General features: G+C 67.4%; 13 protein-coding genes. 7 read left to right on the top strand and 6 right to left on the bottom strand.

Going from position 1 to position 13,169, the window contains the following annotated elements:
- Positions 1-10: 10 nt before the first annotated feature.
- From FHS96_RS22680 to FHS96_RS22670, 3 genes are read right to left on the bottom strand one after another with little or no spacing between them, the layout of a single operon-like run.
- A complete protein-coding gene (locus FHS96_RS22680) occupies positions 11-580 on the bottom strand; it encodes a Smr/MutS family protein (RefSeq protein ID WP_429597307.1) in 570 nt (189 codons plus the stop codon).
- Complete coding sequence (mltA, locus tag FHS96_RS22675; RefSeq protein WP_429597304.1) at positions 577-1,890, bottom strand: murein transglycosylase A; 1,314 nt, start codon at positions 1,888-1,890, stop codon at positions 577-579. The genes FHS96_RS22680 and mltA overlap by 4 nt, the downstream gene beginning before the upstream one ends.
- A complete protein-coding gene (locus FHS96_RS22670) occupies positions 1,887-2,540 on the bottom strand; it encodes a Tim44/TimA family putative adaptor protein (RefSeq protein ID WP_429597844.1) in 654 nt (217 codons plus the stop codon). Before FHS96_RS22670 ends, mltA begins: the two co-directional genes overlap by 4 nt.
- A gap of 213 nt (positions 2,541-2,753) precedes the next feature.
- On the opposite strand from FHS96_RS22670, the gene secB reads away from it, so the two are divergent.
- From secB to FHS96_RS22650, 4 genes are all read left to right on the top strand, one after another.
- On the top strand, positions 2,754-3,260 hold the full coding sequence (secB, locus tag FHS96_RS22665; protein WP_429597302.1) for a protein-export chaperone SecB: 507 nt from the start codon (positions 2,754-2,756) through the stop codon (positions 3,258-3,260).
- Between the two features lie 58 nt (positions 3,261-3,318).
- Positions 3,319-4,899 carry a murein biosynthesis integral membrane protein MurJ gene (murJ, locus tag FHS96_RS22660; protein ID WP_429597300.1) on the top strand — a complete coding sequence of 527 codons (1,581 nt, stop codon included), beginning with the start codon at positions 3,319-3,321 and terminating at the stop codon, positions 4,897-4,899.
- 9 nt (positions 4,900-4,908) lie between these two features.
- A complete protein-coding gene (trpS, locus tag FHS96_RS22655) occupies positions 4,909-5,916 on the top strand; it encodes a tryptophan--tRNA ligase (RefSeq protein ID WP_429597297.1) in 1,008 nt (335 codons plus the stop codon).
- 115 nt (positions 5,917-6,031) lie between these two features.
- Entirely contained in the window at positions 6,032-6,685 is a 654-nt protein-coding gene (locus FHS96_RS22650) for a DUF4136 domain-containing protein (RefSeq protein ID WP_429597294.1), read from the top strand.
- A gap of 210 nt (positions 6,686-6,895) precedes the next feature.
- Here FHS96_RS22650 and dnaA read toward each other — a convergent pair whose 3' ends face one another.
- The 3 genes from dnaA to mutM form a co-directional block, all read right to left on the bottom strand.
- Positions 6,896-8,290, bottom strand: coding sequence for a chromosomal replication initiator protein DnaA (gene dnaA, locus FHS96_RS22645; RefSeq protein WP_429597291.1), 1,395 nt, complete (start codon positions 8,288-8,290; stop codon positions 6,896-6,898).
- Positions 8,291-8,759: 469 nt separating this feature from the next.
- Positions 8,760-9,023 (bottom strand): 30S ribosomal protein S20, encoded by a 264-nt coding sequence (gene rpsT / locus FHS96_RS22640; RefSeq protein ID WP_429597288.1) that lies wholly within the window; start codon positions 9,021-9,023, stop codon positions 8,760-8,762.
- Positions 9,024-9,119: 96 nt separating this feature from the next.
- A complete protein-coding gene (gene mutM / locus FHS96_RS22635; protein WP_429597285.1) occupies positions 9,120-9,932 on the bottom strand; it encodes a bifunctional DNA-formamidopyrimidine glycosylase/DNA-(apurinic or apyrimidinic site) lyase in 813 nt (270 codons plus the stop codon).
- A 90-nt stretch (positions 9,933-10,022) separates the two neighbouring features.
- Here mutM and FHS96_RS22630 point away from each other — a divergent pair, with 90 nt between their 5' ends.
- Genes FHS96_RS22630 through FHS96_RS22620 form a run of 3 tightly spaced genes read left to right on the top strand, consistent with a single transcriptional unit; the run spans position 10,023 to position 13,148 of the window.
- A complete protein-coding gene (locus FHS96_RS22630; RefSeq protein ID WP_429597282.1) occupies positions 10,023-10,754 on the top strand; it encodes a class I SAM-dependent methyltransferase in 732 nt (243 codons plus the stop codon).
- A 31-nt stretch (positions 10,755-10,785) separates the two neighbouring features.
- Entirely contained in the window at positions 10,786-12,318 is a 1,533-nt protein-coding gene (ubiB, locus tag FHS96_RS22625) for a 2-polyprenylphenol 6-hydroxylase (protein ID WP_429597279.1), read from the top strand.
- A 14-nt stretch (positions 12,319-12,332) separates the two neighbouring features.
- Entirely contained in the window at positions 12,333-13,148 is an 816-nt protein-coding gene (locus tag FHS96_RS22620; protein WP_429597276.1) for a nucleotidyltransferase domain-containing protein, read from the top strand.
- Positions 13,149-13,169: the final 21 nt, after the last annotated feature.

The raw sequence follows: 13,169 nt of genomic DNA, 5'->3' as shown, positions 1-13,169 counted from the left end.
ACTCCCTTCCCTACCGCCGCCGATCTTCCTTCGGTCGCCGCAGCACCAGATAAAGCGCGCCGGTGCCGCCATGGCGCGGGTGCGCGGCGCGGATGGCGGCGATGGCGCCGGCGTGGCGGGAGACTTCGAGCCAGTCGAGCAGCTTGGCGCGGATGGTGCCGCGCGCCGCAACACCCGATCCGCCGCGCACCACCGGCCGCGGCTTGCCGGCGATCAGCAGCACCAGCCGCGCGCCGCTGGCGATCGCCTCGTCCAGCCCCTGCTGCAACCGATCATGCGCATCGGCGACGGTATAGCCGTGCAGATCGATCACCCGGTCGGGCGCGACGATGCCCTGCCGCAGCCTTTTGTCCCAGCCGGCATCGAGCGTGGTGCCGGGACGCGGCGCTGCGGCGACCGGCTTGGCGGCGGGTGCGGAGCGACGGGCCGGCATCGTCACCGCGCGACGGGCGGGCGCGGGTTCGGCTTCGGGCAGAATCGGGATGACAGGCCGAGCGCGGCGGGGATCGATGGGGCGGACCGACTGGGTGACGCGCGCCCACAGCGCGCGTTCCTCGGCGTCCAGCCGCCGGCCGCTCACCGGCCCATGCGGGCAAGGCTGCCCTTGGGGAGCAGCAGGAAGGCGGTGCCGCGGGCGGACATGCCGCCGGCGGTCGCGCGCGCCTCCGGACCCGCGCCCCAGAACGTATCGAAGCGGTTGGCACCCTTGATCGCGCCGCCCGTATCCTGCGCCACCCACAGCCCGGCGGCGTCGGTGCGATCCATCGAGAGGAAGACCGGCGCGCCCAGCGGCACGAAGGCTGGATCGGCCGCGGCGCTGACCCTGCCGGTCACCGGCAGCCCGAGCGCGCCCAGCGGCCCCGGCCCGGTCAAGGTGCGGAAGAACACCCAGCTCTTGTTCTCGCGCATCAGCGCGTCGCCTTCCGCCGGGTTGGCGCGCAGCCACGCCATGATGCCCTGCATCGAGGCCTGCCCAGGCTGGAGCAGCCCGCGCTCGCGCATCAGCGCGCCGATGCCGGTATAGTCGCGGCCGTTCTGGCTGTCATAGCCGATGCGGACGATCGATCCGTCAGGCAGGCGCAGCCGCCCCGATCCCTGGATCTGGAGGAAGAAAAGTTCGACCGGATCCGCCGCCCAGGCAAGTTCCAGCCCGCGGCCGGCCAGGGCGCCATCCTCGATCTGACCGCGATCATAATAGGGCACCAGTGCCGCGCCCTCGACGCGGCCGCGCACCTTCTTGCCGCGCAGGCTGTCGGTGAACTGGCCAAGATCGGCCTCGATCAGATCGGGCGGCCGACGATAGATCGGCACCTCATAGCCTGAACGCTTGTGCAGCGACGCGGCGATCTCGGGCTCGAAATACCCCGTCGCGAGCGCGCTGCCGGTGCCGATCTGCGCGGTTTCGAACCAGGTGGCAAAGAAATCCGCGGCATTGCCGCCGGTGAAACGCTGCGCGGCATCGCAGGCGGGTTTCCATTCGTCCTGCGTCGTAAGCCCCGAGGCATCGGTGCGGCGGAGCAATGTGGGGCAGCTCAACTTGAACGCGGTCAGCGCGGCGGCGGCGCGCGTTGCATCGATGCCCAGGCTGGAGACAGGCGGTCCGGCGACGACGCCGGCGGCACGGGCGGTGGCTGCCCCCTTCACCTCGGTAACCGGCACCGCCGGCAGCGGGCGCGCCGCGGTCGGCCGGATCACGGGATCGGGCGCCTCGACAATCGACACCGGCGATGGCCGCGGCGCGGGCCGGGGCCGCGGTGGCGCGGGGCGCGGGGTCGCCGCAGGCGCGTCGGGGGCCCGCGGCGCGCCTGCCGGCGGAACGATGCCGCCCGAGCACGCGGTGGTGAACAGGATCAGCGCGAGGGCAGTGGCCCCGCGAGAGAGGGGCGTCACGCCGCCTCGTCGGTATCGACCAGCGTCCAGTTCGGATCGGCGGAGCGCAACACCCGCTCGAAGGTCCAAAGATCATGCGTCTGCACCGCATCGGTCAGCGATCCGGCGACGACATGATCCTCCGCATCGCGCGTCACCGCGGCGATATCGGCATCGAAACGCACGGTGATCCGCGCGGTGCGGCCCTCGACGACGGCATTGGCGATGGTCGCACGCTCGACCGCGATCAGGCGGTTGTCGAGGCGAAGACCGGCCGCCTCGCGTTCGGCGATCGCGGTGGTGAAGCTCCGGCCAACGTCATCGCTAACCAGCCAGCCCAATTCCTTGGCATCGCCCTTCCAGAACGCTTCCAGCACCATGCGATAGGCTTCGCGCGCACCATCGAGGAAACGCGCGACATCGAACCCCGGCTCGGCTGCGACGACGGCGCGAACGCCGGCGCGTGCGGGCGGCTCGATGATGCTATCGGCAAGGCTCGAGGATTCGGGCTGAACCTCGGGCGTCGGCCGCGGCGGCGCGCCCATGCCCACCCGCTCCTCGGCCGGCTTGGCGACCTGCTGCTCGTGCCCGGTGCGCTTGCCCAGCACGGAATACAGCCTGACTGCCAGAACACCGGCAATCACAGCCAGCAGGATGATCTCGAGGTACAACATCATTCTCCGAACCTATGGAGGTAACATAGGCCTGCTTGCGTCAGGATTCAAATGCCGCGACCCATCTCGACCCACCACGACAACGCGTGATGGGGCAGAAGCGTTGCGCAAGGGGCCCGACCATTGCCCTGCCCCCGCCCCCCTGCTAGTCGCGCCGACGCGCATGCCGGCAGAAACCGGCACCTGAAACCGCATGAAAAGGTAGTTCTAATGGCCGAGGAAGAAGGCTTCAACGCCGGCACCGAACCGCAGTCCAACGGCGCCGACACGACGCCGCAGGTCGGCGTGATCTCGCAGTACGTCAAGGATCTGTCGTTCGAGAACCCGAATTCTCCGGCGGTCTATCAGTGGCAGGGCCAGCCGCGCATCGACGTGCAGTTCAACATCGGATCGCAGGCGGTTGCCGACGACGTGTTCGAGGTCGTGCTGAAGATCGAGGTGCGTGCCGACACCGACAATGGCGTCGCCTTCCTCGTCGACCTTTCCTATGCCGGGCTCTTCGGCCTGCGCAACATTCCGGCCGACCAGCTCCAGCCCTTCCTGCTGGCCGAAGCGCCGCGCATCATCTTCCCCTTCGCCCGCCGCATCCTGGCGGACACGGTGCGCGACGGCGGCTTCCCGCCGCTGATGCTTGAGCCGATCGATTTCACTGGTCTCTATCTGCAGCAGGCGCAGGCCAACCAGATGGAAGACCTGGAGGTCGTCGGGCGCGCGTGATCACGCTCGGGGGGGCGGCTGACGCAACGCCGGCGCGGTCAACGGGACGGGGCCGGCGATGAACCTGGTTCGCGCGATGGGCACGATCGGCGGGCTGACGCTCGTCAGCCGGCTGCTCGGCATGGCCCGCGACATGATGATGGCGACCTATGTGGGCGCCGGCTTCGCGTCGGACGCCTTCCTGATCGCCTGGCGGCTGCCCAACCTGTTCCGCGCGCTGTTCGCGGAAGGCGCGTTCGCTTCGGTGTTCGTGCCGCTGTTCAACCGCCGCATCGCCGAGGGTGATGCGGCGGAACCCGGCACCGGCATGGCCGTGGCGACCGCCTTCGCGGGCCAGGTGCTGTCGGTGCTGTTCCCCTTCCTGGTGCTGTTCACCGCGGTGATGATGGTGGCCGCATTTCCGGTGGTGCTGGCGATGACCGGCGGCTTTCCGGAAGGCGGCGGTGAAGCCAAGCTCGCGCTCGCCACCCACCTCACCCGCATCACCTTTCCCTATCTGGCGCTGATCTCTCTGGTGTCGCTGCTGGGCGGCATCCTCAATTCGATCGGCCGTTTCTGGGTGAACGCCGCCGCGCCGATCCTGCTCAACATCGCGATGATCGGCGCGCTGCTGTTCTTCCGCGGCGACAACAGCGTCGACACCGCCGAGACGCAGGCCATCGCTGTCACCGTCTCGGGCGCGCTGCAGCTCGCCTGGCTGGTCTTCGCGTGCCGGCAGGCCGGCATTGTCCTCAAGCTTGGCTGGCCGCGCCTTTCGCCCGACGTCAAGCGTATGCTGGCGCTGATCGGCCCCGCCGCGATCGGCCAGGGCGCGATCCAGATCAACCTGTTGATCTCCACCTCACTCGCCGCGCGCTTCCTGCCGCAGGGCGCGGTTTCCTACCTCTATTATGCCGACCGCCTGAACCAGTTGCCGCTGGGGCTGATCGGCATCGGCGTGGGTACCGCGATCCTGCCGACGCTCTCGCGCAATATCGGCGGGGGTGACGAGGCGGCTGCCGCGCGCACGCAAAACCGCGCGCTCGAACTCGCCATGCTACTGGCGCTGCCGGCGGCGGTCGCGCTGGTGATCTCGGCGACGCCGCTCATTCGCGGCGTCTTCCAGCACGGCGCGTTCACCGCCGCCGACACGATCGGCGCCGCCGGCGCGCTCGCCGCCTTCTCGCTGGGCGTGCCAGCCTATGTGCTGATCAAGGTGCTGACGCCGGGCTTCTATGCGCGGCAGGACACGAAAACGCCGGTGCGCATCGCGATGTATTCGATGCTGGTGAACCTCGTCGGCAACCTCACATTGATCTGGCCGTTCGGCCATGTCGGCGTCGCGATCGCGACCGCGGCGGCCGCCTGGGTCAACCTGATCTGGCTCTATGTCGCGCTCCACAAGCGCGGGCATCTGCAGATGGATGCGCGGCTAAAGGCGCGCGGCATCCGCATCATCGCCGCCAGCGCGGCGATGGGCGTGGTGCTGTGGCTGCTCAATCCATATTTCGATCCGCACATGGCCGCGGGCACCGTCGAGCGGGTCGTTGCGCTGATCCTGCTGTGCGGCGCGGGCGGATTGGTCTACGCCGCGGCCACGGTGCTGCTTGGCGCGGTCAAGCCCGGCGAGCTGCGCCGTGAAATTCTGAGGAAGGGTTAAGAGGAAGACATGCGCATCGTTTCGGGCATCCAGCCCACCGGAAACCTCCATCTCGGCAATTATCTTGGGGCGATCCGCAACTGGGTGAAGATGCAGGACGCGGCCGCCGCGGCCGGCGACGACTGCCTGTTCTTCCTGGCCGATCTCCACGCGATCACCGTCTACAACGATCCGGCGGCGCTCGCCTCCAACATCCGCCAGATGGCGGCGGCGCTGATCGCCTGCGGCATCGATCCGGCGAAATCGATCCTGTTCCGCCAGGCGATGGTGCCGGCCCATGCCGAGCTGTGCTGGCTCCTCAATGGCACCGCACGCATCGGCTGGCTGAACCGCATGACGCAGTTCAAGGAAAAGTCCGGCAAGAACCGCGAAGGCGCCAGCGTCGGCCTGTTCGCCTACCCGGTGCTGCAGGCCGCCGACGTGCTGCTCTACAACGCCACCCACGTGCCGGTGGGCGACGATCAGAAGCAGCACCTGGAACTGGCCCGCGACATCGCGATCAAGTTCAACACCGATTATGGCGTCGAGCTGTTCACCCTGCCCGATCCCTATATTGGCGCCACCGCCGCACGGATCATGAGCTTGCGCGACGGCACCGCCAAGATGTCCAAATCCGACCCATCGGACATGAGCCGCATCAACCTGACCGACGATGCCGACACGGTGCTGCAGAAGGTCCGCAAGGCAAAGACCGATCCGGAGCCGCTGCCGTCGGAGCTCGCCGGGCTCGAGGGCCGGCCGGAAGCGAAGAACCTCGTCGGCATCTTCGCAGCGCTGTCGGACGAGTCGAGCGAGCAGGTGCTCGCGCGCTTCGCCGGACAAGGCTTCGGCGCGTTCAAGCCGGCGCTGGCCGAACTGATGGTGGAAACGCTGCGCCCGATCAAGGCGCGGCTCGACGATCTCGGCGCCGATCCCGCCGCGCTCGACGTCATCCTGGCGGATGGCGCGGAGCGGGCCGCGGTGATCGCAAAACCGACGCTGGCCGCCGCCTATGCTGCTCTGGGCCTTGCGAAATAGACCAACGGAGCGATATCGTCGGCCAAGCGTTCAAGCGTGGTTCAGTGATCGGCTGTTAGGTGACGTCATAAAGATGTCGGCTTACCGCCGATCCAATTTTCGAGGGTCCGTTTTCATGTCCATCGGCAAAACCCTGCTCGCCCTGACCGCTCCGGTCGCGCTGCTTTCGCTCGGTGCCTGCGCCACGCCGTTCAAGGCGGACGTGTCGCGCTTCCAGCGCCTGCCGGCGCCGCAGGGCGAAACCTTCGCCATCGTCGCCACCGATCCCAAGCTGCAGGGTGGGCTGGAATTCAGCCAGTACGCCTCGCTCGTCGCCCAGCGGCTCGAAGCGGTCGGCTATCGCGCCGCTTCCGATCCGTCTTCGGCGAGCCTGATCGTGAAGATGGACTATGATGTCGATAACGGTCGCGAGCGCGTCGTCAGCGAACCGGGCTTCGGCGGTTGGGGCGGTGGTTGGGGCGGCGGCTGGCCCTATGGCGGCTTCTACGGCCCGCGCCGCCGCGGCTTCATCTACGGTTTCAACGACCCGTTCCTGTATGGCGCGGGCTGGAACAACCAGGTGAGCAGCTACACGATCTTTTCGAGCGAACTCGACATGCAGATCGAGCGTCGCGACGGCCAGCGTCTGTTCGAGGGCACCGCCAAGGCGGTCTCACGCGACAACAACCTAACCTACATCGTGCCGAACCTCGTCGATGCGATGTTCACCGGCTTCCCTGGCAACAGCGGCGAGACCGTGCGGATCTCGATCGCACCCGAGAAGAAGTAACGGTAACGGGGTTTCCCGGCTGACGGACGAGAAAAAGGCTCCGGCGGAAACGCTCGGGGCCTTTTTCTTATCCTAGGCCCCTCCTCTTCAGAGGAGCGGTTGGGGTGGAGGCGAGCGCAGCGAGCTTGCGGCAACGCCGGACAGAGCGTCAACGGGGGCATTGAGCCCCCGTTGACGCTCCCCTCCCCTGAAGGGGAGGGGCATTTCCCGTCATCCCCCCAGTGCCTGCAGCAGCGTCCGCACGTCGGCGTCGATCTCGGCGTCGCTGGCGCGCAGCTTTTCGACCTGGCGTACCGCGTGGATCACCGTGGTGTGGTCACGCCCGCCGAAGCGCCGGCCAATCTCCGGCAACGAGCGCGGGGTCAGGCGCTTCGCGAGGTACATCGCGATCTGGCGCGGACGGGCGACCGCGCGGGCGCGCCGCGCCGAGGTCATTTCCGCGAGCCGGATCTCGAAATGCTCGGAGACCTTGCGCTGGATCTCCTCGATCGACACGCGGCGGCGGTTGGCGCTGAACGATTCGGCCAGCACCTCCTCGGCAAAGGCGAGATCGATCGGGCGGCTGGTCAGCGTCGCATAGGCGACCAGCCGGTTGAGGGCGCCCTCCAGTTCACGGACGTTGGACGAGATGCGCTGTGCAAGGCTGTCGAGCACGATATCGGGCACGATCGTGCCACCGGGCAGCGTCGCCGCCTTCGCGGCCAGGATCGCGCGCCGCAGTTCGAGGTCGGCCGGCTTGACGTCGACCACCAGCCCCTGCGTCAGCCGCGACTGCAGCTTGGCGTCGATATCGGCCAGCGCATGCGGGCTGCGGTCGGCGCTCACCACCAGCCGGCTGCCCATCGCGATCAGTTCGTCGATCGTGTGCAGGAATTCCTGCTGCGTCGAATCCTTGCCGGCGATGAACTGGATATCGTCGATCAGCAGCAGATCCGCCGAGCGCAGCCGCGTCTTGAAGCTCAGCGTGTCGTTCGCGCGCATCGCGGCGATGAACTCGACCATGAATTTTTCGGCCGACATGTAGAGAACGACCGCATCGGGATCATGCGCCAGACGGGCGTTGCCGATCGCGTGCATCAGGTGGGTCTTGCCCTGACCCGTCGCGCCCTGGAGGTAGAGCGCGCTGAACGGCAGCCGTGCGGACGATGCCATCGTCTCCGCCGCGGTGCGCGCGACCTGGTTCGAACCGCCGACGACGAACCGCTCGAAAGTGTAGCGCGCATCGAAGGTGGAGGAGAGGCGCGGACGCTCCGCTTCGGCCGGCGTTGATGCTTCCACCATGGGAGCCGCCTCGGCCTCGACCGAATAGAGCCGGGTCGCGGAGGGTGAGGCACGCTCGATCTGCACGTCGCGCACCGCGGGGTTCGCCGCGCGCCATGCGAGCGCGAGCCGCTCCGCATAATGGGTGTTCACCCAGTTTGCCATGAAGTCCGACGGCACGACGAGTCGGACCACGCCAGGGGACGCGAAGCCGGCGAGCGCCAGCGGCTTGAGCCAATGATCGAACAGGCGCGCACCGCAGTCACGCCGCAACCCTTCGCGGATCACGGACCAGGCGCGTGCCAGCTCCGCTTCTTCGGATGGCTCGACGACAACGCTACGCAACTCTGCCACCCTCAATTTACCCCCTCGTTGCCGCGCCGGAACGTGCGCGATCCCCGCTTCGAAAATGCGCAAAAACTTCCCCCACCGAAGACAGTGCCTTCGGAAAAGCCGGTCGCGCTATACTGCTGTCCCCCGCGAAGTGAGTCGTTGCCGCGGGTACTTCCGATTTCTGTGAGCCAAACGACCCCCGATCAAGGGGCCTTCCGGTCAAAAAAATGAAATAAAGGCGGTTGACTCGTTCAACCCCTAGTAAGTCCTAGAAAAGCACCTCATCTCCCTGAAAACACTAGATTATTTCACTAACGTTTCGGATCGGTGACGTCCGAATCGCGGGAAAACCTAGGGTTTCGGGATTCGGTACGAATTGCCTCTATGACAGGCATCGCGGCAGCGCATTTCATGCTGCACATGCGAAAAAAGCCCGCCGGCGCGTGCCGACGGGCTTAATTCTTAACGAAAGACGAAGAGGTCAGCCGAGTGCGGCGACCGCCTTGGTCAGCCGCGCGAACTTGCGCGACGCGGTGTTCTTGTGAAGCACGCCCTTGGCGACGCCGCGCGCCAGCTCCGGCTGCGCTTCCGACAGAGCAGCGACCGCCGCGGTCTTGTCACCGGCGGTCAGCGCGGCCTCGACCTTCTTCACGAAGGTGCGGATACGCGAAACGCGATTGCCGTTGACCACCGCGCGACGCCCGTTGCGCCGGATACGCTTCTTTGCCTGGGGCGTGTTCGCCATGCTCGTCCTCAAATTTCACAATAATGGGAGCGGCGCGGGAAGCACCCACACCGTGAAGGCGGCGCTATTGGCAGCTTTGAGAGATTCGGTCAACCATCAGCGCTGGCATTTCGCGCAGAAGAAGGTCGATCGCCCGCTATCCACGCGCCGACTGACGATCGTGCCGCACGCACACGCCTCGCCCTCGCGGCCATAGACGAGCCATTGCTTCTGGAAATAGCCCAGTTCGCCGTCGGGCCGGGCATAATCCCGCAGGGTGGATCCGCCCGCCGCGATCGCCGCTTCCAGCACCTGGCGGACCGCTACCACCAACGCCTTGAGCTTTGCACGCGGGATCAGCCCGCCCGCCTTGTCCGGCGCGATCCTCGCAATGTGCAGCGCCTCGCAGACATAGATATTGCCAAGGCCCGCGACGATTCGCTGATCGAGCAGCAGCGCCTTCACCGGCGCGATTCGGCCGGCGAAGGCATCGGCCAGATGCGCGGCGTCGAACGCGTCGCCAAGCGGCTCGGGGCCGAGCGCGGCGAACGGCGCGAAATCCGCCAGCGCATCGGTACGGACGATGTCGAGCGAGCCGAAGCGGCGCGGATCGTTGAGCGCGAGGCGGCGGCCGCTGTCCGTCTCGATCAGCAAATGGTCGTGTCGCCCGATCTCCTCGGGCTCGACCCGCCAGCGACCCGACATGCCGAGGTGGAAGATCAAGGTGTCGCCGCGATCGGTATCGATCAGCCCATATTTGGCACGGCGGCCGAGCGACGTGACAGTGGCACCGGTCAACCGCTGGCGCAGGTCCGCGGGGATCGGGCGGCGCAGATCGGCACGGCGCGGCTCGACGCGCGCCAGCCGCTCGCCCAGCAGCACCGACCGCAGGCCGGCGACAGTGGTTTCGACTTCTGGAAGCTCGGGCATCGCGCAGCGCTAGCCGATCCGGGCATGCTGAGGGAAGAGAGGCGCAAGGTTCGGTTTGCCGCCCGTCCCGCGCACGGCTAAGGGCATGCGATGACCGACACCGTATCCTTCGGCTATGAGAATATCGACGCTTCGGAAAAGACCGGGCGCGTCGGTGAAGTCTTCTCAAACGTCGCCCGCCGCTATGACCTGATGAACGACGCCATGTCGGGCGGCATGCACCGGCTGTGGAAGGATCGCTTTGTGCGCCGGCTGAAGCCGCGCGCTAGCGAGCAGATTCTCGACATGGCCGGCGGCACCGGCGACATCGCCTTCCGCATCCAGAAATCGGGCGCGCAGGTAACCGTGTCGGACATCAATGCGGACATGCTGGCCGTCGGCATGAAGCGCGCGCAGAAGAAGGGCCTCACCGGTCTCGTCTGGTCCGAGCAGAATGCCGAGACGCTGACGTTCCCCGACCGCCAGTTCGACGCCTATACGATCGCATTTGGCATCCGCAACGTGACCCATATTCAGCAGGCGCTGGGCGAGGCGCATCGCGTGCTCAAGCGCGGCGGCCGTTTCTTCTGCCTCGAATTCTCGACGACGCTGTGGCCGGGCTTCGCCGAAGTCTACGATGCTTATTCGCATCACATGGTGCCCAAGCTGGGCAAGCTGCTGGCGAACGATGCGGACAGCTATCGCTATCTGATCGAATCGATTCGCCGCTTTCCCGACATGCCGACCTTCGAGGGCATGATCGGCAAGGCCGGCTTCGTGAACACGCAGGTTGAGCCGCTGCTCGGCGGCCTCGTCGCGATCCACAGCGGCTGGAAGATCTGATGCGCGTGTCCTTCGCCGGAGGCGCATCCGCTTGACTCGTCCTGCCGTCCACGTCTGGCGCCTCCTGAAATGGGGCCGCATCCTTGCGCGCCACGGCGCGCTCCAGGGCATCGAGCGCGATCCCTTGACCCCGCCGCCGGTCCGCCGGCTGGCGCGCATCGCCCGCTTCGGCGCGCGGGTGCCTGCGCAGCCGGCCTATGCGGACGCCTTCCAGGCGATCGGCCCCGCCGCGATCAAGCTCGGCCAGACGCTGGCTACCCGCCCCGACCTCGTCGGTGAGGAAGCCGCGCACGACCTGCTGCGGCTGCAGGATGCGCTGCCGCCGCTGCCGTTCGCGGCGATCGAGCAGCAGATCGTGCAATCCTTCGGCCGGCCGTGGCAGGATCTGTTCGCCAGCCTCGATCCGGCGCCGGTCGGCGCCGCCTCGATCGCGCAGGTCCACCGCGCTGTCACCACCGATGGCCGCAACGTGGCGGTCAAGGTGCTGCGTCCGGGCGTGGAGAAGGATTTTGCGCGCGCGATCGACACCTATGAGTGGGCCGCCGCGCAGGTCGAGGCGATGGGCGGCGAGGCGTCGCGTCTGCGCCCCCGCCTCGTCATCGCCACCTTCAAGCGCTGGACCGCGCGTGAGCTCGACCTGCGCCGCGAGGCTGCCTCCGCCTCCGAACTGGCGGAAGGCATGCAGGCGGAGCCCGGCTTCGTCATTCCCGCGATCGACTGGCAGCGCACCACCGGCAAGGTGCTGACCCTGGAATGGCTGGACGGCATCAAGCTTTCCAACCGCGAGGGGCTGATCGCGGCAGGGCACGACCCTGCGGCGCTCGCGCACCGGCTGGTCCGCGCCTTCCTGCGCCAGGCGATCGCCGAGGGCTTCTTCCATGCCGACATGCACCAGGGCAATCTCTTCGCCCTGCCCGACGGCAATCTGGCGGCGATCGACTTCGGCATCATGGGCCGCATCGACCGACGCGCGCGGCTGTGGCTGGCCGAGATCCTGTACGGGCTCATCACCGGCAATTATCGCCGCGTCGCCGAGATTCATTTCGAGGCGCAATATGTGCCCGCGCACCACAATGTCGCTGAGTTCGCAACCGCACTGCGCGCAGTGGGTGAGCCGATGCGCGGGCGGCCGGTGAAGGAGCTGTCGGTCGGCCAAATGCTCGACGGGCTGTTCGCGATCACCCGCGACTTCGACATGCAGACCCAGCCGCATCTGCTGCTGCTGCAGAAGACGATGGTGATGGTGGAGGGCGTCGCGACCGCGCTCGATCCCGACATCAACATGTGGGAAACCGCCGCCCCGTTCGTCCAGCAATGGCTGCGCGACGAGCTCGGCCCCGAAGCCGCCATCGCCGACCGGCTGCGCGAGGATGTGAAGACGCTGGTGCGCCTGCCCGACCTCATCCGCCGCATCGAGGCGCGCTTCCCGCCCGCAGGCGGTGCCCCGCCCTCCCCGCCGCTGGCCGAGGTGCAGGTGGTGCGGCTGGGCGGCGGCTGGCGCTATGGCGCGGTGGCCGTGGTCGCGGCGGTCGTGGGGGCCGCTGCGATGTGGCTGGTGGGCTAGGGCACCCAGCGGCGATGCTGCGGACGATTCCCGACGCGTTCGATCGCGGCAAGCTGGCCGAGGTCGACGGCCGGCTCGACGCCATCACGGCCGACGAGCATGTCGACATCCGGCTCGCGATCGAGAGCGGCAGCCGCGCCTGGGGCTTCCCCTCGCCCGACAGCGACTATGATTGCCGCTTCCTGTTCGTGCGACGGGCCGAGGATTATCTGTCGCCCTGGCAGAAGCGCGACGTGATCGAGACGCCGCTGGTCGACGACATGGATCTGAACGGCTGGGAATTGGGCAAGGCGCTCAAGCTGCTGCTCAAGGGCAATGCGGTGGTGATCGAGTGGCTGAGGTCGCCGATCGTCTATCGCGGCGATGCCACCTTCCGGGACGGGATGCTGGCATTGGCCGAGCGACATACCGATCGCGTCGCGATTGCGCGCCACTATCTCCACTTGGGGGAGCGGCAGCGGAACACCTATTTCGCCGATCACAAGCATGTCGCGCTGAAGAAACTGTTCTATTCGCTGAGACCGGCCGCCGCGCTGCGCTGGTTGCGGCTGCATCCCGATGCCCGGATCGCGCCGATGCATTTCCCGACCCTGCTCGACGAATGCGAGCCGCCGGCGGAGGTGCGGGAGATCGCGGGCGAACTGATCGCACGCAAGGCCGTGACACGCGAACTGGGCGCCGGCCCGCTGCCGGATCCGATCCGCATCTTCATCGACGCGGAGTTCGAAACCGCCCACCAGCATTTCGAGAAGCGCCCCAACCGGTTGTCCGCCGAGGCAAAGGCGGACGCGGAGGCGCTTTTCCGGACAATGGTGAGTGAGCGGGGCTAAAAAGACTTGCAACCTCGGGAG

It is taken from the genome of Sphingomonas zeicaulis (assembly GCF_050433225.1).
In the GTDB taxonomy this organism is placed as follows: Bacteria; Pseudomonadota; Alphaproteobacteria; order Sphingomonadales; family Sphingomonadaceae; genus Sphingomonas_D; species Sphingomonas_D zeicaulis.
The sequence above is the reverse complement of the archived record's forward strand: the minus strand, read 5'-3'. Positions and strand labels throughout refer to the sequence as shown.